Source organism: Streptomyces sp. SD31, from assembly GCF_052068475.1.
Taxonomy (GTDB): domain Bacteria; phylum Actinomycetota; class Actinomycetes; order Streptomycetales; family Streptomycetaceae; genus Streptomyces.
The window spans coordinates 99,670-121,354 of the sequence record NZ_JBQHCX010000013.1 but is presented as its reverse complement, the minus strand read 5'-3'; the positions used below and the strand labels follow the sequence as shown (position 1 = coordinate 121,354).

The 21,685-nt window shown below is 70.4% G+C and carries 17 protein-coding genes; 9 read left to right on the top strand and 8 right to left on the bottom strand.

Translation table 11 applies throughout. The features are described 5' to 3' along the window. Nucleotides 1–122: 122 nt before the first annotated feature. The 3 genes from ACTMVF_RS27020 to ACTMVF_RS27010 are packed head-to-tail and all read left to right on the top strand — an operon-like array spanning nucleotide 123 to nucleotide 3,515. Nucleotides 123–572, top strand: coding sequence for an SH3 domain-containing protein (locus tag ACTMVF_RS27020; protein ID WP_441273703.1), 450 nt, complete (start codon nucleotides 123–125; stop codon nucleotides 570–572). Between the two features lie 43 nt (nucleotides 573–615). Continuing rightward, nucleotides 616–2,043, top strand: coding sequence for an FtsW/RodA/SpoVE family cell cycle protein (locus tag ACTMVF_RS27015; protein WP_441273702.1), 1,428 nt, complete (start codon nucleotides 616–618; stop codon nucleotides 2,041–2,043). Beyond that, nucleotides 2,040–3,515 (top strand): penicillin-binding transpeptidase domain-containing protein, encoded by a 1,476-nt coding sequence (locus tag ACTMVF_RS27010; protein ID WP_441273701.1) that lies wholly within the window; start codon nucleotides 2,040–2,042, stop codon nucleotides 3,513–3,515. The genes ACTMVF_RS27015 and ACTMVF_RS27010 overlap by 4 nt, the downstream gene beginning before the upstream one ends. Here the strand turns inward: ACTMVF_RS27010 and ACTMVF_RS27005 are convergent. Further along, nucleotides 3,492–5,459 (bottom strand): sensor histidine kinase, encoded by a 1,968-nt coding sequence (locus ACTMVF_RS27005; RefSeq protein ID WP_441273700.1) that lies wholly within the window; start codon nucleotides 5,457–5,459, stop codon nucleotides 3,492–3,494. The two genes, ACTMVF_RS27010 and ACTMVF_RS27005, sit on opposite strands and share 24 nt — an antisense overlap. Before the next feature lie 168 nt (nucleotides 5,460–5,627). Between ACTMVF_RS27005 and ACTMVF_RS27000 the strand changes: the two genes are divergently transcribed. Beyond that, a complete protein-coding gene (locus ACTMVF_RS27000) occupies nucleotides 5,628–6,146 on the top strand; it encodes a DUF3291 domain-containing protein (protein ID WP_441273699.1) in 519 nt (172 codons plus the stop codon). Here ACTMVF_RS27000 and ACTMVF_RS26995 read toward each other — a convergent pair. Continuing rightward, nucleotides 6,143–7,249 carry a ferritin-like domain-containing protein gene (locus ACTMVF_RS26995; protein WP_441273698.1) on the bottom strand — a complete coding sequence of 369 codons (1,107 nt, stop codon included), beginning with the start codon at nucleotides 7,247–7,249 and terminating at the stop codon, nucleotides 6,143–6,145. The genes ACTMVF_RS27000 and ACTMVF_RS26995 overlap by 4 nt on opposite strands. A gap of 125 nt (nucleotides 7,250–7,374) precedes the next feature. On the opposite strand from ACTMVF_RS26995, the gene ACTMVF_RS26990 reads away from it, so the two are divergent. The 4 genes from ACTMVF_RS26990 to ACTMVF_RS26975 all read left to right on the top strand — a co-directional run bounded on the left by ACTMVF_RS26990 (nucleotide 7,375) and on the right by ACTMVF_RS26975 (nucleotide 10,687). Continuing rightward, nucleotides 7,375–8,313 carry an AurF N-oxygenase family protein gene (locus ACTMVF_RS26990; RefSeq protein ID WP_441273697.1) on the top strand — a complete coding sequence of 313 codons (939 nt, stop codon included), beginning with the start codon at nucleotides 7,375–7,377 and terminating at the stop codon, nucleotides 8,311–8,313. Nucleotides 8,314–8,490: 177 nt separating this feature from the next. Beyond that, a complete protein-coding gene (locus ACTMVF_RS26985; RefSeq protein ID WP_441273696.1) occupies nucleotides 8,491–9,138 on the top strand; it encodes a TetR/AcrR family transcriptional regulator in 648 nt (215 codons plus the stop codon). Nucleotides 9,139–9,148: 10 nt separating this feature from the next. Next, entirely contained in the window at nucleotides 9,149–9,451 is a 303-nt protein-coding gene (locus tag ACTMVF_RS26980) for a hypothetical protein (protein ID WP_441273695.1), read from the top strand. A 102-nt stretch (nucleotides 9,452–9,553) separates the two neighbouring features. After that, nucleotides 9,554–10,687 (top strand): NlpC/P60 family protein, encoded by a 1,134-nt coding sequence (locus ACTMVF_RS26975; RefSeq protein WP_441273694.1) that lies wholly within the window; start codon nucleotides 9,554–9,556, stop codon nucleotides 10,685–10,687. On the opposite strand, the gene ACTMVF_RS26970 is transcribed toward ACTMVF_RS26975, so the two are convergent. From ACTMVF_RS26970 to ACTMVF_RS26950, 5 genes are read right to left on the bottom strand one after another with little or no spacing between them, the layout of a single operon-like run. After that, nucleotides 10,605–11,858 (bottom strand): styrene monooxygenase/indole monooxygenase family protein, encoded by a 1,254-nt coding sequence (locus ACTMVF_RS26970; protein WP_441273693.1) that lies wholly within the window; start codon nucleotides 11,856–11,858, stop codon nucleotides 10,605–10,607. The genes ACTMVF_RS26975 and ACTMVF_RS26970 overlap by 83 nt on opposite strands. A 30-nt stretch (nucleotides 11,859–11,888) precedes the next feature. Beyond that, nucleotides 11,889–12,539 (bottom strand): GTP-binding protein, encoded by a 651-nt coding sequence (locus ACTMVF_RS26965; RefSeq protein ID WP_441273692.1) that lies wholly within the window; start codon nucleotides 12,537–12,539, stop codon nucleotides 11,889–11,891. After that, nucleotides 12,520–12,948: a DUF742 domain-containing protein gene (locus ACTMVF_RS26960; protein ID WP_441273691.1), complete on the bottom strand. Its 429-nt coding sequence runs from the start codon at nucleotides 12,946–12,948 to the stop codon at nucleotides 12,520–12,522. The genes ACTMVF_RS26965 and ACTMVF_RS26960 overlap by 20 nt, the downstream gene beginning before the upstream one ends. Continuing rightward, complete coding sequence (locus ACTMVF_RS26955; RefSeq protein ID WP_441273690.1) at nucleotides 12,945–13,448, bottom strand: roadblock/LC7 domain-containing protein; 504 nt, start codon at nucleotides 13,446–13,448, stop codon at nucleotides 12,945–12,947. Before ACTMVF_RS26955 ends, ACTMVF_RS26960 begins: the two co-directional genes overlap by 4 nt. Continuing rightward, nucleotides 13,445–16,354, bottom strand: coding sequence for a sensor histidine kinase (locus ACTMVF_RS26950; protein WP_441273689.1), 2,910 nt, complete (start codon nucleotides 16,352–16,354; stop codon nucleotides 13,445–13,447). The genes ACTMVF_RS26955 and ACTMVF_RS26950 overlap by 4 nt, the downstream gene beginning before the upstream one ends. A 366-nt stretch (nucleotides 16,355–16,720) precedes the next feature. Here ACTMVF_RS26950 and ACTMVF_RS26945 point away from each other — a divergent pair, with 366 nt between their 5' ends. Next, complete coding sequence (locus tag ACTMVF_RS26945; RefSeq protein WP_441273688.1) at nucleotides 16,721–17,509, top strand: protein phosphatase 2C domain-containing protein; 789 nt, start codon at nucleotides 16,721–16,723, stop codon at nucleotides 17,507–17,509. Nucleotides 17,510–17,514: 5 nt separating this feature from the next. Here the strand turns inward: ACTMVF_RS26945 and ACTMVF_RS26940 are convergent, their stop codons facing one another. Beyond that, on the bottom strand, nucleotides 17,515–21,669 hold the full coding sequence (locus tag ACTMVF_RS26940) for a tetratricopeptide repeat protein (RefSeq protein WP_441273687.1): 4,155 nt from the start codon (nucleotides 21,667–21,669) through the stop codon (nucleotides 17,515–17,517). Between the last annotated feature and the right edge of the window lie 16 nt (nucleotides 21,670–21,685).

Below are 21,685 nucleotides of genomic sequence, written 5' to 3'. Positions count from 1 at the left end.
GCTGCCCCTGCGGTCCGCTACGGCCTCCCACGGCCTCCTATGGCCCAGCGTGGCGCGCGGCGTTACCGTGGCGCTCTTAATGTGGCGGTTAGTCAGGTTTGCCCTCTTTCCTGGAGGTTCCCATGGCCCTGCGCTCGCGCCTCGCCATATCCATAGCTGTCGGCGCTCTCACCGTCGCGGCCTTCGCCACGCCCGCTGCCGCCGATGACGAGTGGGGGTCCGGGAGTGACTCGGGCGCGTCCCAGGGCGGCGACTGGGGCGGATCCCAGGGCGACGGGGGTGGGGCCGAAGGTGGCGACGGGGGCGGGGCCGGGGGCGACGGAGACGAGGACGGCCGACGTTTCGCCACGGGGCGCGTGACCGCGAACACCCTGCTGCTGCGCAGTGCGCCCAACCGACGCAGCCAGGTGATCCGGGTCGTCCACAAGGGCGACATCGTCAGGATCTTCTGCAAGACGCCGGGCCAGCGGGTCCAGGGCAACCCCCTGTGGTACCTGCTCGCAGACGGCACCTGGGCCTGGGGTGCGGCCCGGTACATCGAGAACATCGGGCCCGCGCCGCGCTGGTGCTGAGCCGTAAGGCACACAAGAGGGACTATTTGGGTAGGTTCCGGGCATGACCAAGGCCGGAACCACCGGAACCACCCTGGTGGCAGCGGACGCGCCCGCTCCCGCCGCACGTCTCCCCCGGCGCCGTGGCATCGAACTGTCCCTGATCGTCGTGGCCGTCCTGCTCTCCGTGTACGGCTACTGCGCGGTCGGCCTCGCCAAGAACGGCACCGTCCCACCCGGTGCCGCCGGTTACGGCGCCGGGCTCGGCGTGCTCGCGCTGGTCGCCCATCTGGCGGTGCGCCTGCGCGCCCCCTGCGCCGACCCCCTGCTGCTGCCGATCGGCGTACTGCTCAACGGCCTCGGCCTGGTCCTGATCTACCGGCTCGACCTGGAGACACCGGACGACCACGCGGCACCCGCCCAACTCATCTGGTCCACGCTGGGCGTGGCGCTGTTCATCGTGGTCGTGCTTCTGCTGCGCGACCATCGCGTACTCCAGCGCTACTCCTACGTCTGTGTCGTGGCCGCCCTCGTTCTCCTCACCCTGCCGATCTTCTTCCCCGCCGTGAACGGCGCCCGCATCTGGATCCGGATCGCCGGATTCTCCATCCAGCCCGGCGAGTTCGCGAAGGTGCTGCTGGCGGTGTTCTTCGCCGCGTATCTGGCCGCCAACCGCAGTGCGCTGGCGTACACGGGCCGTCGCGTCCTCGGGCTCGAGCGACTGCAACTGCCCACCGGGCGCGTCCTCGGCCCGATCGTCGCCATCTGGCTGCTGAGCGTGGGGGTGCTGATCCTCGAACGCGACCTCGGCACCTCACTGCTGTTCTTCGGCCTGTTCGTGGTCCTTCTCTACGTCGCCACCGGCCGCACCGGCTGGATCGCGCTCGGCCTGCTGCTCGCGGCGCTCGGCGCGGTGGCCGTCGGCCACCTGGAGCCGCATGTGCACAGCAGGGTCGAGGACTGGCAGCACCCGTTCGCGTCGATCGACGCGGGCCATGGCCCCAACCAGCTGGCCCAGTCCCTGTTCGCCTTCGCGGCGGGCGGCTTGTTCGGCACGGGACTGGGGCTCGGCCACTCGATCCTGATCGGCTTCGCGGCCAAGTCCGACTTCATCCTGGCGACGGCCGGGGAGGAGCTGGGCCTGGCGGGCCTGTCGGCGATCTTCCTCCTCTACGGCCTGCTGGTGGAGCGCGGCTACCGGGCGGGCCTCGCCCTGCGGGACCCGTTCGGCCGGCTGCTCGCGGTGGGGCTCGCCTCGATCCTGGCGCTCCAGGTGTTCGTGATCGCGGGCGGGGTGACGGGCCTGATCCCGCTGACGGGCATGGCGATGCCGTTCCTGGCCCAGGGGGGCTCGTCGGTGGTCACCAACTGGGCGATGGTGGCGCTGCTGATCCGGGTGAGCGACCGGTCGCGCAGCCGGCTCGGCGTCCCCAAGGGCGAGGAGACAGACCGTACGACGGCGTACGACGGCCATGCGGAGGCCGCCCGATGACCCGGCACATCCGGCATGCCGCGTTCTTCTGCGCCCTGCTGCTGATCGCGCTGCTCGTGAACGCCACCCGCCTGCAGGTCTTCGAGGCCTCCGGCTACGACGACAACATCGCCAACCGCCGCGCCACCTTCGCCCGTTACGGGCAGCCGCGCGGCGACATCCTGGTCGGCCGCGAACCGGTCACCGGCTCCCACGACACCGGGGAGCACCTCCGCTACGAACGGACGTACGCCAACGGCCCGATGTACGCCCCCGTCACCGGCTACGCCTCACAGGTGTACGGCACCTCGCTCCTGGAGCACAGCGAGGACGGCGTCCTGTCCGGCACGGACCCGCTGCTCTCGCCTTTCCCGTTCTGGAAGGGTCTCGCCCGCGGCCGGAACCCCGGCGGCGACGTCGTCACCACCCTGCACCGGGGCGCGCAGGAGGCGGCGTACGAAGGGCTGGCCGGCCGCAAGGGCGCGGTCGCGGCGATCGAGCCGGCGACCGGGCGGATCCTGGCCCTGGTGTCCGCCCCGTCGTACGACCCGTCCGTGCTGTCCGGGAACGGCTCGTCCGTGACCCGGGCCTGGAAGTCGCTGAACGACGACGCGGACAAGCCGATGCTCAACCGGGCGGTGCGCAAGACGTATCCACCGGGTTCGACCTTCAAGGTGGTGACCGCGGCGGCCGCGTTGGACTCGGGCGTGGTCCAGGACCTGGACGAGCCGACCGACTCCCCGGATCCGTACCGCCTCCCGGGCACCAGGACCTCGCTGACGAACGCGTCCGAGGGCTGCGAGGACGTTCCGCTGCGGAAAGCCTTCGAGTGGTCGTGCAACACGGTGTTCGCCAAGCTCGGTGTGCGGGTGGGGGCGAAGCGGATGGCGGCGACGGCGGGGGCCTTCGGTTTCAACGACGCGGACCTGAGGATTCCGTTCTCGGTCGCCGAGTCCACCTTCGACCCGAAGGTGGACCGGGCTCAGCTCGCCCTGTCGTCGATCGGCCAGTACAACACGCGGGCCACTCCACTGCAGATGGCGATGGTCGCGGCGGCCGTGGCGAACGGCGGCAAGGTGCGCTCGCCGTATCTGGTGGAGCGCACGACCCGGGCGAGCGGCGGCACGGTGTCGACGGCCGGGTCACGCCCGACCCGGCAGGCCATGCACCCGTCGACGAGCGTTCACCTGAAGGAGCTGATGGCGGACGCGGTGCGCGAGGGCACCGGCACGAACGCCTGGATCCCGGGCGCGACGGTCGGCGGCAAGACCGGCACGGCCCAGCACGGCCTCGGCAACTCCGGGACGCCGTACGCCTGGTTCGTCTCCTGGGCGCAGGGCGACCGCGACCTTGAGCCCAGGGTCGCGGTCGCGGTGGTCGTGGAGGACGCGGATGCGGACCGGGGCGAGATCAGCGGGGGCGGGGACGCGGCGCCGATCGCTCGGGCGGTGATGCAGGCGGTGCTGAAGTCACCGTCGCAGCACGGTGGTTGACGTCGGTTCCTCAATCAGGACGGCCGGCAGGGCGACGTACGCGGTGACGCCCGTGCCCTGGGTGGGGCGGAGCTCGACATGGGCGCCGAGGCGGGCGGCGAGGGCGCCGACGACGTGGTGCCCGAGGAACCGGGTCGGGGCGGTGTGCAAGGAGTCGCCCTTCCCCGACAGCACGGCGTTGGACGCGGCCATGCGCTCCGGGGTCATCCCGATCCCCCGGTCCACGACGGCCAGGCAGTACTCGGCGCCGTCCCGCCAGCCGTAGACCTCCACGGGCTGCTTGGGCGGGCTGAACATCAGGGCGTTCTCCACCAGCTCGGCGAGGAGGTGGGACAGCTCGGCGACGCAGTGGCCGCGCACGCGGCACTGCTGGATGTCCACCGCGGCCACCCTGCGGTACTGCTCGACCTCCGACACGGCCGAGCGCACCACGTCGGCGACGGCGACCGTGCCCTTCCAGGACCGGGCCGGCGACTCCTCACCGGCGAGCACCAGCAGGGACTCGGCGTTGCGGCGCATCCGGGTGGCCAGGTGGTCGAGCTCGAAGAGCTCGGCGAGGGCGTCCGGGTCGAGCTCCTGGCTCTCCAGGGTGGTGATCAGGCCGAGCTGCCGGTTGAGCAGGCTCTGGTTGCGGCGGCCGAGACTGGCCAGGGACTCGGTGCTGGTGCGGCGCAGCACGGCCTGCTGGGCGGCGAGGCCGACGGCGGTGTCCTCGACTCCCCGCAGGGCGGCGGCCAGACGGCTGATCTCCCGTGCGCCACCGGGCAGTTCGGGCCGCTCGGGCTCCGGCGCGACCGGGTCGTCGGGGCCGGCCTCCTGGATCCGCCGGACGGCCTCGGGCAGCCGGCTCCCGGCGACGGCGTCCGCCTCGTCGGCGAGGGCGCCCAGCGGCCGGGTGATGGAGCGGGCCGAGAAGACGGCGAGCGCGACGGCCACGGCGAGGATCAGCGCCGCGAGCGCGAGGAAGCCGCCGAGCTGACGGGTGGCGGCGGAACCGGCCTCGGCGGCCCGCGCACGGACGTCGTCCCCGACCGCCCGCTGCACGTCGTGCAGATCGTCGACGAGGGTCGTCATGTCGGCCCACCAGCGGCCGGGGGCAACGGCGAGAGGGGACCCGTCGGCCCCTCGCTCGGCCCGCGCCTCGTACCCGGCGACGCGGCGCGCGGCGGCCGTAGCGAAGGCGCCGTCGAGCGCGGACTCCTCGCCGTCCCCCGCCAGTTGCCGGAACTGCCCCAGGGCGGCCACCCGGGTGGCCCGCACCTCCGTGAAGTCGAGGTACTCACCGGCCCGGAACCGCCCGGCCGCGAACACCCCGTTGAGGGAACCGCGTTCGAGAGCGACCGCCTCCGTGGCCCGGCCGAGCGCCTGGAGCGCCTGCACGCCCTGCGCGATTCGCCGGTCGCCGTCCGGGGCGCCGGCCGACTCGGCGTCGATGAGGGCGGTGACGGCCTTGGTGTACGTCCGCAGGGTGGCGGCACGGTCGGCGGTGCCGGCGTCGACGGCCTCTCGAGTCGCGGTGAGGGCGCCGAGGGGAACATCCGCGGCCCGCAGCGCGGAGACCGCGGCGTCGGGCAGCGCACCGCTCTCCTCGTCGAGCGCGCCGCGCAGGGCGTCCCATGCCTCGTCGGTACGGCCGCGCTGCGCGGCGACGTCGTCGCGGTATCCCTCTTCACCCGCCAACAGCCCGTTGGTCAGCCCGCGTTCGCGCTGCGCCTCCCTGACGAGCCCCTGCGCCCGCAACAGCACCCCGACATGCGCCTCGGCCCCCCGGGCGGCGGACCAGTCAGCGGCACGGTCGGCGACGCCGAGCCCGATCAGGGCGAGCAGCAGGCAGGTCGGAACGGCCAGCACGATGGCCATCCGGCCGCGGATGGAGTTCCAGCCCGGAAGGCCGGCCGGGCGGCGGACGATGGAGCGGAGGGTGGTCAGTACATTCCCCGTCATGCCCCGCGAGGCTACGGGCGGGCCGGTCAGGGTGTGGTTTCCCGCCCGTAAGGCGCTGGTGCACAGATGCTCACGCGCCCACCGCCCCGCCTGTGAAAGAGGGGCATGTGCCCACGTACTGAGACGCCCCCTGGGCCTGCGGCTGTGCCCCGACCTATCGTTCGGTCCATGACGACATCAGCCGCCCCGGAAGCCGCCTACGAACTGGCCCAGGTCAACATCGCCCGCCTCAAGGCCCCGCTGGATTCTCCGCAGTTGAAGGACTTCGTCGACAACCTCGAGCCCGTCAACGCCGACGCCGATGCCGCCGACGGCTTCGTCTGGCGACTGAAGGGCGACTCCGGCGACGCGACCGACGTGAGCGTCTTCGGCGACGAGTGGCTGATCATCAACCTGACGATGTGGCGGGACACGAACGCCCTGACCGCGTACATGTACCAGGGCCGCCACCGCGAGATGCTGGCCCGCCGCCGGGAGTGGTTCGAACGGGTGCAGGAGGCGATGACGGCTCTGTGGTGGGTCCCCGCCGGCCACCGCCCGACGGTCGCGGAGGCGGAGTCCCGCCTCCTGCACCTGCGCACGAACGGCCCGACCCCGTACGCCTTCACCCTGCGCACGTCGTTCCCGCCGCAGGGGGCGGAGCCGGTGCTGGGCGAGGTGCCGGACGACCTGGGCTGCTCGGTCTAGCCCTCGCCCCCGGCCTCGATCGCCCCCTCCACCTCCGCCACCCGCTCCCGCTCCTCCACCACGAACCGCTCGGCGTCGAGCTTCTCGGCGATCTCCTCGTCCTGAGCCATCAGCAGGTCCAGATTCGAGTCCCCCATCTCGAACACCCCCATGTCCACATAGGCCTGCTGAAGGCGCTCACCCCACAGCCCGATGTCTTTCACACAGGGGACGATGCGGGAGAAGAGCAGCCGGCGGAACAGCCGCAGAAATTCGGACCGCTCACTGAGCTGTTCCGCCTCGGCCTTCGGAATCCCGAAATTCTCCAGGACCTCCACGCCCCGCAGCCGGTCGCGCATCAGATAGCAGCCCTCGATGACGAACTCCTCGCGCTCACGGAGCTCGGCATCGGTCAGCTGCTTGTAGTAGTCCCGCAGCGCCATACGCCCGAAGGCGACGTGTCGCGCCTCGTCCTGCATCACATACGCCAGGATCTGCTTGGGCAACGGCTTGTTGGTGGTGTCCCGGATCATCCCGAAGGCGGCCAGCGCGAGCCCCTCGATCAACACCTGCATACCGAGGTACGGCATGTCCCAACGACTGTCACGCAGCGTGTCACCCAGCAACGACTGAAGGTTGTCGTTGATCGGGTAGGCCATCCCGATCTTCTCGTGCAGAAAGCGACCGTAGATCTCGGCATGCCGCGCCTCGTCCATCGTCTGGGTCGCCGAGTAGAACTTCGCGTCCATGTCGGGCACCGACTCCACGATCCGCGCCGCACAGATCATCGCGCCCTGCTCACCGTGCAGGAACTGGCTGAACTGCCAGGAGGCGTAGTGCTTGCGCAGCTCGCCCTTCTCCCGCTCGCTCATCTTCGCCCAGTACGGCGTCCCGTACAGGGCCATCGCCTCTTCCGGCGTACCGAGCGCGTCGTACGGATCGACCTCCAGGTCCCAGTCGATCCTCAACTGCCCGTCCCACTGCTTGTCCTTGCCCTTCTGGTACAGGGCCAGCAGCCGTTCACGGCCGTCGTCGTACTCCCAGCTGAAACGCGCCTCGCCGGTCGCCGGCACCTGCCACAGAGGGCCCCCCGGATCATTGGCGTACACATCGAATGTCGGCATGTCCGGGAGGCTCACACGCAGTAGACGTCGGGTCAACAAGTCCTGCGCGAGGGATTGACTGCCTTGCTGACAAGCAGTCTCATAAGACGCGGATGACGTACCCCCGGTAACGAGGTGAGGGACCGATGACGACCCTGACGGACGCCGACGCGCTCGATGGCCTGCGCGACGCACTCGGCCTGCTCAAGGACCGCGAACAGGTGGCCGAGCGCCTCCTCGCCTCGTCCGCCAAGCACTCCTTCGACCCCGACACGGAGCTGGACTGGGACGCGCCCTTCGAGGAGGGCAAGTGGTTCTGGCCGCCGGAGCTGCTCTCCCTCTACGACACCCCCCTGTGGAAGCGGATGAGCGAGGAGCAGCGCCTCCTCCTCTCCCGGCACGAGGCCGCCGCGCTCGCCTCCCTCGGGATCTGGTTCGAGATCATCCTCATGCAGCTCCTGGTCCGCCACATCTACGACAAGTCGGCGACCAGCGCACACGTGCGCTACGCACTCACCGAGATCGAGGACGAGTGCCGCCACTCCAAGATGTTCGCCCGCCTGATCTCCCACGGCGACACCCCCTGGTACCCCGTCAGCCGCACCCACCAGAACCTGGGCCGCCTCTTCAAGACGATCTCCACCACCCCCGGCTCCTTCACCGCGACCCTCCTGGGCGAGGAGATCCTCGACTGGATGCAGCGGCTGACCTTCCCCGACGAGCGAGTACAACCCCTGATACGCGGCGTCACCCGCATCCACGTGGTCGAGGAGGCCCGCCATGTGCGGTACGCCCGCGAGGAGCTGCGCCGCCAGATGCTGACGGCACCGAGGTGGTCCCAGGAGTTCACGCGGGTGACCTCCGGTGAGTTCGCGCGGGTGTTCTCGGTGGCGTTCGTGAATCCCGAGGTCTACACGAACGTGGGGCTGGACAAGAGGGAGGCGATGGCGCAGGTGAAGGCGAGCGGCCACCGCCGGGAGGTCATGCAGACGGGGGCGAAGAAGCTGACGGATTTCCTGGACGACATCGGGGTGCTGCGGGGGGTTGGCAGGCGGCTGTGGAGGTCGTCCGGACTACTGGCGTAGGGGTGGCTGGGCGGGGGTGGGCCGCACAACCCGGCGCTACGGGTCAGCCGACGGCGCTGCGGCGCCCTGAGGGGCGCGGGGCTGTACCGATATGCGGCTCCGCCGCGTGGGCACGACCAGCCACAACGGACCCACAGCCGCCCAATCCAGCACCCGCACGGCGACTAGGCTGCCCTCATGACCCCCGCCGCCCCCGCCTACCGCCGCCTCAGCGTCGAGGAGCGCCGCAGTCAGCTCCTCGACGCCGCACTGAGACTGTTCGCCCACCGCGCCCCCGAGGACGTCTCCCTGGACGACGTGGCAGAGGCGGCCGGCGTCTCCCGGCCCCTGGTGTACCGCTACTTCCCCGGCGGCAAGCAACAGCTCTACGAGGCCGCCCTCCGCTCGGCCGCCGAAGAGCTCCAGCGTTGCTTCGACGAACCCCCGAACGGCCCGCTCCTTCCCCGCCTCGCCCGCGCCCTGGACCGCTACCTCGCCTTCGTGGACGAGCACGACGCCGGATTCAGCGCGCTGCTCCAGGGCGGCAGCGTCGTGGAGACGTCCCGTACGACGGCGATCGTCGACGGCGTACGCCGCGCGGCGGCCGAGCACATCCTCAGCCACCTGGAGGTCACCGACCCCGGCCTCCGCCTGCGCATGACCGTACGGATGTGGATCACCGCGGTGGAGGCGGCCTCCCTCATCTGGCTCGACGAGGACAAGCAGCCCCCCGTCGAGGAACTACGGGACTGGCTGGTCGACCAGTTCGTCGCCGTACTCTCCGTCACGGCGGACCGGGACCCACAGACCGCGGCACTGACGCAGAAGCTTGCGGCGGATAGCTGAGACTGGTGCCGTGAAGAGCGAAGAGACCCCCTTCGAGGGCGGCCCCATGGACGGCCGCGTACTCCCGGTGCTCCTGGGCATCACCGGCCACCCGCCCAAGACGTACCGCATCCCCGTCCCCGACCCGCACGGCGGCCCGCCGACCGTCCTCGTCTACCACCGCGTACCCCGCACACCGGGCGCCCGCATGGGCCTGTCCCAACGCTGGAAGTACGAGTACGACCCGGAGGGGAAGCAGTCCCGCCGCCTGAACTGGCCGTGGTCCAAGCCGGACGCCACGCCGCAGAGCAAGCCGGACGACTCCGACGGGTGACCGGATTGCGCCGAACCGCGCACATCCGCCATACAAACCCGCCACCCCGGTCTAATCCTCACGATGCGGAGCAGAGAGCCTCTCCGCACCGGAGGTGATGACGTGTCAGGAAGATTTCTGCGTCTGGCATGCATGGCGGCGGCGACGGCGACCGCCACGACGGCCGCCACGCTCCTCCCACCGGCACCAGCTGCGGCCGCCCCGGCCCCTGAACCCCGAGCACGCTCCACCGCCGAGCTTCTGACCGACCTTCAGCGCCTCTACCGCAAGGCCGAGCAGGCCACGGAGACCTACAACGCCACCGAGGAGAAGCTGAAGAAACAGCGCACCGAGGTGGCCCGCCTGGACGCCGCCCTGGCCCGGGCCCGCCTCTCCCTGCGCGACAGCCGAGGAGCGGCCGGCCGCCTGGCCCGCCAGCAGTACCAGAACACCACCGACATCTCCCCGTACGTACGCCTGCTCCTGGCCCGCGACCCCCAGCACGCCCTGGACCAGGGCCACGTCATCGGCCGGCTGGCACGCGAGCGCGCCGAGACGGTGGGCCGCCTGACCGGCATGGAGAAGAAGGCCGACGAGCTGGCCCGGCAGGCCCGCAAGGCGCTGGACGCCCAACTCGCCCTGGCCGAGCGGCAGAAGAAGGACCGGGACGCCGTACGAAAGCGCCTGAAAAAGGTGGAGGAGCTCCTCGCCTCCCTCACCGCCGCCCAGCTCACCGCCCTGGCCGAGTTCGAGAAGCAGGGCATCGCCAAGTCCCAGAGGGCCTTCATGGCGTCCGGCGCCCTCGCGAAGGACGACCACAAACCGTCCCCCGAGGCCCGCCGCGCCATCCGCTACGCCAGGAAGCAGCTGGGAAAGCCGTACAAGTGGGGCGCGGAGGGCCCGAAGTCGTACGACTGCTCGGGTCTGACGTCAGAGGCATGGGCCCACGCCGGGACGCCGATCCCCCGCACCAGCCAGGAGCAGTGGGCGCAGCTCGACCGTGTCCCGCTGACCGAACTGCGCCCGGGCGACCTGGTCGTCTATTTCCCGGACGCCACGCATGTGGCCCTGTACCTCGGCAAGGGCAAGGTGGTCCAGGCCCCGCGTACCGGCGAGAAGATCAAGATCTCGCCGATCGCGTCGAACCCGGTCCTGGGAGCCGTACGCCCGGAGGTCAGGACCCAGAAACCTCAGCGAGGTAAGCCGCGGCCTTCTCCGGCTCATAGAAGTAGTTCTCGAAGTCGGCCGGGTCATTGAACCCGTTGGCGAACCGGTCGGCGACGGGCGGCAGCTGACCGGCCGCGCCGATGAGGTTGAGGATGTGCTCCGGCGGCGGCGCGAGCATCGCGTTCGTCCACTTGGTCACGTGCTGCGCGGTGGCCCAGTACCGGTCGAAGGTGGCGCGCATCCACGCCTCGTCGAACTCCTTGTCGCCGTGCTCGACGATCGAGGCGAGGTAGGCGGCCGCGCACTTGGACGCGGAGTTGGAGCCCTGCCCGGTGATCGGGTCGTTCGCCACGACGACGTCCGCCACACCCAGCACGAGCCCGCCGCCGGGCAGCCGCCCGATGGGGTTACGAACGGTCGGCGCGTACCGGCCGCTCAGCACACCGCCGGCGTCCGTGAGCTCGACCTTGGTCGCCCGCGCGTACTCCCACGGGACGTACCTCTCCATGAGTTCCAGGGTCAGGGAGAGGTGCTCCGCCGGATCCTTCACGTCGTCGAAGACGTCGAGCGGCCCGCCGGGTATGCCCTCCCAGAAGAGGATGTCCGCCCGCCCGGAGGTCGTCAGACACGGCATGACGAACAGCTCGCCGACGCCGGGGACGAGATTGCAGTGGACGGCCTCGGTGTCCGGGTGCTCCGGACGCGGGCCCAGGCCGTGGACGTACGACACGGCGAGCGCTCGCTGCGGCTCGCTGTACGGGGACCGCTCCGCGTCCCGCCCGAACATCTGGACGAGCTCGCCCTTGCCGGCCGACACCAGCACCAGGTCGTACGTACGGGAGAAGTAGTCGAGGTCGCCGACCGCCGCGCCATGGATGACCAGCTGGCCGCCGCGCTGGGCGAACGTCTCCATCCAGCCGGCCATCTTCACCCGCTGGTCGACCGACTGCGCGAACCCGTCGAGGTGCCCCACCCAGTCGATCGCCCGCGCCGCCGGGCCCTCGCTCCACGAGCCGGGGGCCGCCACCGAGACGCCGAGTCCTTCGATCTTCGGGGCCTGGGACTCCCAGAAGTTCAGCTGGAGATCGCGCTCGTGCTGCAGTGCCGTGTGGAACATGCACTGGGTGGACATGACCCGGCCGGAGCGGATCTCGTCCGCCGTCCGGTTGGACATCAGGGTGACCTCGTATCCCTGCGACTGGAGTCCGAGGGCTATCTGGAGTCCGGACTGACCGGCTCCGACGACGAGTATCTTCCGCATGCGGGTGGTGTCTCCTACGGGGATCGGGGACTACTCGGGGGTGACGTCGAGTGCGTGGCCGACGAGAGACAGCAGCGTCTCGATCACCGAGATCCGCCGCCGCGCATCCATGATCATTACAGGTATGTGCGCGGGGATCGTCAACGCCTCCCGCACGTCCTCCGGTTCGAAGCGCTCACTGCCGTCGAAGTGGTTGACGGCGACGACGTACGGCAGTCCGCAGCTCTCGAAGTAGTCCAGCGCCGGGAAGCAGTCCTTCAACCGCCGGGTGTCGGCCATGACGACCGCGCCGATCGCGCCGCGCACCAGGTCGTCCCACATGAACCAGAACCGCTGCTGGCCCGGGGTGCCGAACAGGTAGAGCACCAGGTCGTCGTCGAGCGTGATGCGGCCGAAGTCCATGGCCACGGTGGTGGTCAGCTTGCCGGGCGTCGAGGTGAGGTCGTCGGTCTCCTCGCTCGCCTCGGTCATCAGCGCCTCGGTCTGCAGGGGCGTGATCTCCGAGACGGCGGTGACCAGCGTGGTCTTGCCGACGCCGAAGCCGCCGGCCACGACTATCTTCGTGGCGACGGGGGCTCGGGTGCGGTCCGTCTGCCAGGGCTGTACGGGCCCCTCTTCGGCGAGGAACGAGTCGGGGCGGGGGGAGACACCACGAGCGGCGTCAGAGACGACGGAGTCCACTGAGCACCCTTTCCAGCAGCGCGCGGTCCGGACGGCCGGTGCCGTGACCGGTTCCGGTGCCGTACACACGGATCTTTCCCTGGTCCGCGAGGTCGCTGAGGAGCACGCGGACCACGCCGAGCGGCATCTTCAGCAGCGCGGCGATCTCGGCCACCGTGCGCATCCGGCGGCACAGTTCGACGATGGCCCGCATCTCCGGCATCACCCGGGTGGTGAGGGAACCATTCGTCAGTTCCCGGCGCTCCTGCGGAGCCTCCAGCGCGGCCGTGCTGCTGACGAACGTCTCGACGAGGAGAACGTGGCCGAAGCGGGTACGGCCGCCGGTGAGCGAGTACGGCCGCACGCGGGCGGGCTTGCGGTCGCCGCTGCGGACGGGGAGCTGGGGCCGGTTCTGCGGGGCGTTGCTCATCGGGTACTCCCTGCCGACGCGGTCTCGAGGGACTTCCGTAGCTCGCTGCGGAGTTCGGGAGTGAGGACGTGGCCGGCGCGGCCGACGAAGAGCGCCATGTGGTAGGCCACCACGCTCATGTCGCAGTCCGCGGAGCCGTGCACGCCGAGCAGCGAGCCGTCGCTGATGGACATCACGAACAGGCTGCCCTCGTCCATCGCGACCATCGTGTGCTTCACCCCGCCGAACTCCATCAGCTTGGCGGCGCCGATGGTGAGGCTGCCGATGCCGGAGACGATGGTGGCGAGGTCGGCGGAGGAGCCGCGGGGGCCGGTGGGCTTGCCGTTGCCGGCTTCCCGGGCCTGGGCGTTGCGGGCGTGGTCCGAGGAGAGCAGGAGCAACCCGTCGGAGGAGACCACCGCGACTGACTGGATGCCCGGCACCTCCTCGACCAGATTCGTCAACAACCAGTGCAGGTTGCGGGCTTCACTGCTCAGTCCGAAGGTACTGGGCGCGGTCAACTGCTTGCCTCCTCGACTGTGCCCCCCGTGGCTGCGTCGGATTCACTGCTGAGTGTTTTGTTCTGGCCGGTCTGTTCGGCGATCTCCGTTTGTACGTCGCGGTAGCCGGCCTCCGCGCCACTGCGGAAGCCACCCAGCCTCCTGCGGAGGGCTTCGGCGTCTACGCCGGTGGTCCGCTGGCGCGGGGCCTGGGCGGGGGCGGTGATCTTCGGGGTGCGTTTGGGGAGGCCCTTGTCGGTGAGCAGGTCCTCGGGCTCGTCCGGGACGCGTTCGTGTTCCGCCTCGGCTTCGCCTTCGGCGGGTTCGTCGGCCGCGGGATCGGCTGCCGCTCCGGGATCGCCGACCGCGGACTTCACACTCTCGGGCTCGGCGACCGCCGGCCCGCCAGGAGTCGACTCACCCGTGGACTGTGCCGGGATCAGGAGTTCCATCGTGGTCTCGGCAGGATGCTCCCGCTCCTGCTCGGCCTCAGGTGTGCCCGGCTGCTGCCGCTCTGCCGTCTCCCGTACGGCCTCGTCCGCGGCCTCCGTCTCCCGTACGGCCTCGTCCGCCGCCTCCGTCTCCCGTACGGCCTCGTCTGCGGCTTCCGTCTCCTGTACGGCCTCGTCCGCCGTCTCCGTCTCCTGTACGGCCTTCTCGGCCAGCGCGACCAACGGGTCGCCGTTCTTCGTGCGGCCGCGCAGGACGTTGGAGTTGGCCTCCGCGTCGGCGCCGGGCAGGGAGAAGGCGTGGGTGCCAGTGTGGTGCGGTGAGTCCGAGGGGACCGCGGCCGCGGGGGCCGCCGCCAGCAGGCCCCTGGGCAGGACCGCGACCGCCGCGACCCCGCCCTGCTTCTGCTCGCGGAGCTGGACGCGGACGCCGTGGCGGTGGGCGAGGCGGGCGACGACGTAGAGGCCGAGGCCCAGGCCGTCGTCGCCCTCCTGGTCGTAGGTGGCCTCGGGGTCGAAGTCGGCGAGGCGGGAGTTGAGGCGGGTCAGGCGATCGCTCGTCATCCCGATGCCCTCGTCGTGGACGGAGAGCATGACCTCGCCGTTCTCCAGCAGCCAGCCGGAGACCTCGACGGGCAGGTCGGGCGGGGAGAACGACGACGCGTTCTCCATCAGCTCGGCCAGGAGGTGGGAGAGGTCGTCGGCGGCGAAGCCCGCCACATGCGCGTGCGGCGGGAGCGCGGCGATGCGGACCCGCTCGTAGCGCTCGATCTCGCTGATCGCCGCGCGGACGACGTCGACGAGCGGAACCGGTCCGGCGTGCTGCTGGACGTGCTCGGTACCGGCCAGGACGAGGAGGTTCTCGCTGTGCCGGCGCATGACCGTGGCGAAGTGGTCGAGCTTGAAGAGCGTGGCGAGCCGGTCCGGGTCCTGCTCGCGCTCCTCCAGGCTCTCGATGACGGTGAGTTGGCGCTCGACCAGGCCGAGGGTGCGCAGGGCGAGGTTGACGAAGGTGGAGCCGATGGTGTCCCGCAGCCGCTCCAACTGGGCGGCGGAATCGGCGAGTTCGCTGCGCAGCTCGTCGCGGGCGTCGGCCATCTTCTGGCGCTGTCCGACGAGGTGCTTGCGGTCGGACTCCAGGGTGGCGATGCGCTCGTGGAGGGCGACGGCGTGCGCGTGCAGGGCGTTGACGGAGTTGACGACCTGGGCGAACTCGTCCTTGCGGCCGGTGAACTTGACCGGCTCTTCGGCCGCCGGGTCCTCGGCCTGGGCGAGCCGGGCGGAGCCGAGCCGCAGCACGGCGAGGGGCCGGGTGAGGCTGCGGGCCATGCCGGTGGCGACGCCCACGGCGAGCAGCATCAGCGCGCCGAGGATCGCGATGCGGATCTCCAGTGCGGTGACGTCGTCGTCGCGGAGCTGTTCGAGGGCCTTGGTGCGGCGGTCGTAGAGGGCGGACTCGACGCCGCGCATGGCGTCGACGCGGGCGGAGAGGGCGGCCTCGGCGCGCTGGGTGTTGGTGGCGAGGTCCCGGTCGGAGAGCGTGGCCTGGTCGGTGAGGGCGGTGAGATACCGCTCGGCGGTGCTGATCTCGGGGCCGGTGACCGTGGAGTCGTACGAGGTGCGCGCGCTCTTGGGGGCGGTCTCGTGGAAGTCGGTGAGGGCGGCGTCGGAGCGCAGCCGGGCCTGCTGGGCGGCGGCGCTGAGGGTGGCGCGCTGCTTGGCGTCGGCGTCCGAGGAGGTCTTCTGGGTGGTCGCGATGCCGGTGATCGGGTCGATCACGGTCTCGGTGGTGGTCGGCACGCTGAGGGCGGCGAGCAGCAGCCCGCGGGCGGCGGCGGCCTGCTGTACGGCGGAGTCCAGCTCGGCGAGGGCGTAGGCGCCGGCGCCCGCGCGGGGCGGCATCTGCTCGGCCAGCTGCTCGGCGAGCCGGTGGAGTTCGGTGATGGTGAGCGAGTAGGCCTCGTGCGCTTCCAGCGCGGTGCTCTTGCCGGTGAGCGCGGCCCTGCGCACGGTCGCGATGCCGTCGAGGTCGCCGCGCAGCGCGGCGGGCGTGTCGGTGTCGGCGCGCAGCTCCTCGACCTGGCGGTCGACGCGGACGCTGCGCTGCTCGCTGGGCGCCTTGGACTTGGGCCGTCCGGCGGCGATGTACGAGGTGACTTCGTCGCGCTCGTCGGCGAGGGAGTGGGCGAGTGTGAGCGCGTCCTCGGTCTGTTCGGCGAGGGTCACCAGCCGCTGGGAGTCGTGCAGTTGCCCGGAGGCGGCGACGACCGAGGGGACGCCGGCACCGGCGATGGCGGCGGCCACTACGGCCACGGCGACGATCAGCCGGTTCCGTACGTGGGTCGGGCGCCCCTTGCCGGCGGGTGTGACGTCGGCCGTCGTGCCGTTCGTGGTGCCGGGCGTGGACTGCGCGCCCCCTGCGGAGGACGTCTGCTTGCCTGAGCGACGAGGCCGCATCTTCTGCACCGGTGCTCGCATTCCTGACTCGTGATACCCATGGGTCCGAGTGACGCTCCGTCAACTACTGCCGACTCTACGTACACTCGATGCGGTTCCCGACCCTCCCAGTGCCGGTGGGCAGCGGCCGCGCATCACCTGACCCGCCACCCGAAGGAGTGAACCTCGGAGGAGAGTTGGCGGGCAAGTTCCTCTGGCGCGTGCACATGCCTTGCACGGCGGGCCGGTTGGACGTCTGCGGCGGGCGATGGCAGTATTCGCCGCCACGCCCCGCCGGAGTAAACCATTCCAGCCCAAATCAGGCGCCTGACCTGCGTCGCCGCATGCATTCGGCGGCCAATGCGGCCCCTTCGCGAACCTTGTGAAGGCCTCGTGCAGACTGGCCGAATGCGAACAGAGCTTGTTTCGGAGCCCGGTGACCCGGCCCGCCCCAACGAGGACTTCGCGAGTGTCGCTGTTCCCGCCTCGGGACAGGGCGGCGCACTGGTGGTCCTGGATGGAGTGACCCCTCCGAGGGGTGAGACGGGCTGTCTGCATTCCGTCCCCTGGTTCACCGCACGACTCGGCGGGACCCTGACCGAACTGACCGTTTCACTCCCTGATGTTCCCCTCGTCGACGCCTTGGCCCGCGCCATCGCACGTACCGCTGAGGCCCACGCCGAAACCTGTGACCTTTCTCACCCACGCACCCCACAGGCAACGGTGGTTCTGGCGCGGTGGTCGGCGCATGCGGTGGAGTACCTGATCCTGTCGGACTCGGCCCTGCTGGTGGAGTCCCCGGACGGCGCGATCACGCCCTACCTGGACGACCGCCTGTCCCGCCTCCCCCGCGCGTCCCTGGCCACGGACGCCATGATCGACGCCCACATCCGCAACAAGGAGGGCGGCTTCTTCACGGCCGCCGCGGATCCGTCGGTGGCGGGGCGGGCGGTGACGGGGGTGCTGGCTCGGGGGGAGGTGCGGGCGCTGGCCGCGCTGACCGATGGGGCGACCCGGTGGGTGGAGAAGTTCCGGGAGGGCGACTGGGGGGACTGCTATCGACTCCTGCGGAAGGAGGGGGCGCGGGAGTTGGTGGATCGGGTGCGGGGGTTGGAGCGGGGTGACGCGGAGGAGCGTACGTATCTGGGGCGGAGTAAGACGCATGATGATGCGACGGTGGTGTTTGCGGAGTTGTGAGCCACCTATTCCGGGGGCGACTCGTCCTCATCGGCGCTCTCGGGCGACGGAAGCGTTACCGACATGACCGCTTGTGCGTTCTTCTCGGCCAGGTGAGCGCGGAGCTTGTTCTCGAAGGCATCGTCACCCACAAGGGCTCTCTGTCTTTTGAGCCAGTAAATGTCCGTACCGACCGAGACTCCCATCTCCAGACGTAGAGCGAGCGCCTGAAGGTTGAGGGGAATGCCTTGAGCCGGCTGATTCAGCTTTGTTCGCAATATGCCAAGTTGACTGATGGTGGCGGCGATGCCGGCTCGGTCACCGATTCCCTCACTGATGGCCAGCGACTTGAGGTAGTAGCCCTCGGCCACCCCATAATCCTCACGCATTTCAGCAACGATGCCGAGATGGTGGTAACTGGCACCGATCCCAGCCCGGTTGCCGCGTTCCTGACTGATGGCGAGCGAACTGTTGTGGCACTCTTCGGCAAGGTCATAATCACCTCGATATTCCGCTACGCCACCGAGTTGATGATAGCTGGTGGCAACGCCCACTCGATCGCCAAGGTCCTCACTGATGGCCAGTGACTTCCGGTAATATTCCTCGGCTACGTCATACTCTCCCCGCATTTCCGCAACCGACCCGAGTTGGTGGTATCCGGCACCGATCCCAGCCCGGTCACCGCGCCCTTTCTTGATGGCCAGCGATTTTCGACAGAGCTCTTCAGCTTTGCCATAATCTTCCCGCCTCACTGCGAGGATGCTGAGTTGGTGATATGCGAGGGAAATGCCGGCTCGATCGCCGCGTTTCTCACTGATGGCGAGCGAATTTCGGTAGTACTCTTCGGCCGTACCATATTCCCCCCGCGCATCCGCGATCGTGCCCAGCTCGTGGAGGAAGCCGGCAGCGGCCCGGGAGCCGGCGGGATTCCAGGAGAGACTTTCCTTGAGTAGCCGCTCTTCCCAGTCCCACGCACCCCAAGTGTGCAATTGCAGGCACACATGGAGGGTGACAGCGTTCGCCTGATCGAGGTCATCGGCCTGGTAATGATGATGGCGGGCTTCAATGACGTCGATGATGGCGGCGGCCTTCTCCTGCGGCCATACCTCGGCGCGCCACCGCCAGTAGGCAGCAGCCCGGCGATGAGCCGCTGTGAGGACATCAGGGGCGCTCCGGTTCCGGAGGGCGTCACCGGTCCAGCGGTGGACCAGCAATCCGCTGGGCCGACTGCCCGGCTCGTCCTGCGACGTCGGCGCGGGGGAGACCAGACCCAGTTCCAGCAGAAGACGCAGGGCTCCCTCGGCATCGTCGTCGAGTGCGACCGGAGGCCGGGCCAGCTCCCTGAGATCGTGTCCGTACTGGGCCAATACCCCCGTAGGAAGACCCCAGCCTTCCTCCGCCACGGCTCCCTCGGCCTCGGCTTCCCCGATCTGTTGGCTCAGTGTCCGGAGCCGTTCCAGCAACGCCGGATCAACCTCCGGTGCCGAGGTCAGGTCGGACAGTTGCCAGGCCGCCCCCGTCCGGTCGACCGGCGCGCGATAGACGGCAAGCCCGTCCAGCAGCGACCGCGCCCCCGGCACACCGTCCAACTGCCCCAGCAGCGTGTCGAGCAGCACGTCGTCCACCGCCAGCGTGACGGTCTCGGCCAACGCCTTGTCCAGGTCACCGGCGATCCCGGCCAGCCACCGCTCCGGGTTACGGATGCCGCGTCGCTCCAGTGCCTCCTCCATGCGCTCGGCGATGTCGGGGAACCGTGCCTCGCCACCGCGCAGCAACGCGTCCAGGTACTCCAGTGCCCGCGGATGCCCGCCGACATCGGCGTAGGCGCGTTGGAGGTCCTCCTTGCCGAGGGTGTCCAGGCCGGGCAGCCGCCAGATCAGCTTGCGGGTTTCGGCAAGCGACAGCGGGCCGAGGTGATGCATCGTCAGGCGTCGGTGCATCCGGTTCGGCAGGCTGAACGGATACCGGCTGGTGACCAGCAGTCGAGCGCGAGGCGCGGCAGCCGCCCAGGCGGCCAGCAAGTCCGCCAGGTCGGGATCGGCCGGCTGCCAACCCCCGTCGGACTGGACCAGGAGGTCCTCGGCGTTGTCCAGCACGAGCAGGACCGGCAGCCGTGGCAGGACGACCTGCTGGATCAGTTCCCACCGTTCCCGCCACGACGGCGTGGCATCGGCGAGCATGGCCGCCACCCGGCGCAGCATGTCGTCCTCGGCAAGCCCGGCGGACACGCAGCGCACGACGAGACGTTTGCGCAGGGTCTCCAGCACCGAGTCGACCGTCGGGGCCGTAGCGGCCGGGACGGGCACCACCAACCCCGCTTCGGGCCCCAGATGGTGCAGCAACTCCGCGGTGAGCGTCGACTTGCCGACGCCGCCGATCCCGTGGATCAGCACGCCGCCCCGGTCGGAGTCACGCAACACGCCCAGCAGCTGCCGCAACTCCGCCCGACGCCCCACGAACTCGCCGACCTTGCGCACCACCATCCCCTCTTCCAGCACCCTCTCGGGCATCGGTGCCACTCGCTCGACGCCTTGCCCGGCGTCGAACAGCGGCAGGGGCGGCCCCGCGAGGAAAAGGGACGGAGTGGACCACTCGGGCCAGGCGCCCCTCGGATCGCCGGCCGGGAGCTGCTGCCGTGCGGCCTCCAGCCGTCGCCGCGCCCGCGAAAGCGCGGCCAGCGGGACGGGATGCTCCGCCCGGGCCAGATCCTCGTACACGAGGGCGGCCAGCTCGGTGGCGTACCGGTCGGTGACCGCCTCGGTCATGGCCAGCACGCTCGGAACCCCTCGGCCCAGAAGCTCCCGCGCCAGTCCCGCACGAGCCTCGGCGGCGGCGTCACCGGCATCGGCCTGTGGTGCCTGTGCCGTGGAACAGCCGGACAGAACCACCAACGGCACCCCACGTCCCGGCGGCAGCACGTCATCCATGAACCGCCGGGCGTCCACCTTGTCCAGCCCGCCGTCATCCTTCTCCAGGAACAGCACCCCCGGGGCGGCATGGCACGACAGATGCAGTACGTGGAACCGCTCCTCCTCCAGAGCGGCGCGAATCTCGGCGACACTCCCCCAGTTCAGTACCCGGACATACGCCCCCTGCTTGGTCCGCGCGGAGCCCACCGCGTCCAGAATGCGCGCCAACTCCCGCTCGTAATCGAGCAGTTCACCGGCGCCCGCCTCCGGACTCGCCACCACGGCAAGAATCCGCAGCGGCCCCGGGATCGGCATCGCCACCGGCGGGGTCTCCCGCCGTACCTTGCGGTACAGGTCGACGCGCTCGGACAGCACCAGCGGCCCCGGCGCACCGGGCACCACCAGGCTCTCCCAGGGCAGATCCCGCCACTCGGCCGCGTCGACGCTCAGCCCGATCCGCAGCGGAGCATTGCAGTCGCGAGCCAACGCCGCCTCGCGCCGCAACGCGGCCCCCACCTCCCCGTTCACGAACCGCTCGCCCAGGGTCCGGCCGACGGCGGCCAAGGCACCGTTCACGCCACCGGAGATCACCGGCGAGTCCGTCGTGGGCGCGGTCCGGGTCACGTGATCCCCGCGCACTCGCTCCCGCGCACGCTGCAACGCCCGAACCCGCTCATCCAACCGGCGGTCCAGCTCGGCCGCCGCACGCCCGTCATCCGCGCCGAGCGGAGCGCCGGACACCTCGGCTCCCTCGGTCGAGAACACCACCGCCCCCGCTCCGACCCGTAACTCCGCGTGGATGGGCCCGTCCGGCCGGTACTCCAGGCCCTGCGGCGGGACCACCGCACCCGTGGCCGCCGGCCGCTCCGAGTCCGCCAACCCCCGTACGGCCCGCACGAGTTGCCGTACCTTCGCCTCGTACTGGTCCGGCGCCGCCACCGTACGAAAGTCGACGAACAGCCGTGACGCGATGAAGGGCGGAACGGTCGCCACATCGCCCCAGAGGACCGGGATCACCCGCTGCCGCCCGGCCGTCGAAGCCGTCATGGCCGCCGCGAACTCCTCGTTGCACCACTCGGAGGCGATCCACAGCGGAGTCACCACGGCCACCAGAGCTTCCGCGTGTGCCAAGCCCTCCTGCAACCGCGTGGCCACCCGCTGCCCGGCAGCCAGTTCCCACCGGTCGAACCACACCCTCAGCCCGAGCCGCTCAAGGTTCTCCGCCAGGGCGACGGGCCAATCACCGTCCCTGAAGGCGTAGGAGAAGAACACATCGAATCGCTCGGCC

Coding starts and splice junctions, on each gene's coding strand:
- ACTMVF_RS27020 (WP_441273703.1), top strand. CDS start 123: ATGGCCCTGCGCTCGCGCCTCGCCATATCCATAGCTGTCGGCGCTCTC.
- ACTMVF_RS27015 (WP_441273702.1), top strand. CDS start 616: ATGACCAAGGCCGGAACCACCGGAACCACCCTGGTGGCAGCGGACGCG.
- ACTMVF_RS27010 (WP_441273701.1), top strand. CDS start 2,040: ATGACCCGGCACATCCGGCATGCCGCGTTCTTCTGCGCCCTGCTGCTG.
- ACTMVF_RS27005 (WP_441273700.1), bottom strand. CDS start 5,459: ATGACGGGGAATGTACTGACCACCCTCCGCTCCATCGTCCGCCGCCCG.
- ACTMVF_RS27000 (WP_441273699.1), top strand. CDS start 5,628: ATGACGACATCAGCCGCCCCGGAAGCCGCCTACGAACTGGCCCAGGTC.
- ACTMVF_RS26995 (WP_441273698.1), bottom strand. CDS start 7,249: ATGCCGACATTCGATGTGTACGCCAATGATCCGGGGGGCCCTCTGTGG.
- ACTMVF_RS26990 (WP_441273697.1), top strand. CDS start 7,375: ATGACGACCCTGACGGACGCCGACGCGCTCGATGGCCTGCGCGACGCA.
- ACTMVF_RS26985 (WP_441273696.1), top strand. CDS start 8,491: ATGACCCCCGCCGCCCCCGCCTACCGCCGCCTCAGCGTCGAGGAGCGC.
- ACTMVF_RS26970 (WP_441273693.1), bottom strand. CDS start 11,858: ATGCGGAAGATACTCGTCGTCGGAGCCGGTCAGTCCGGACTCCAGATA.
- ACTMVF_RS26960 (WP_441273691.1), bottom strand. CDS start 12,948: ATGAGCAACGCCCCGCAGAACCGGCCCCAGCTCCCCGTCCGCAGCGGC.
- ACTMVF_RS26950 (WP_441273689.1), bottom strand. CDS start 16,354: ATGCGAGCACCGGTGCAGAAGATGCGGCCTCGTCGCTCAGGCAAGCAG.
- ACTMVF_RS26945 (WP_441273688.1), top strand. CDS start 16,721: ATGCGAACAGAGCTTGTTTCGGAGCCCGGTGACCCGGCCCGCCCCAAC.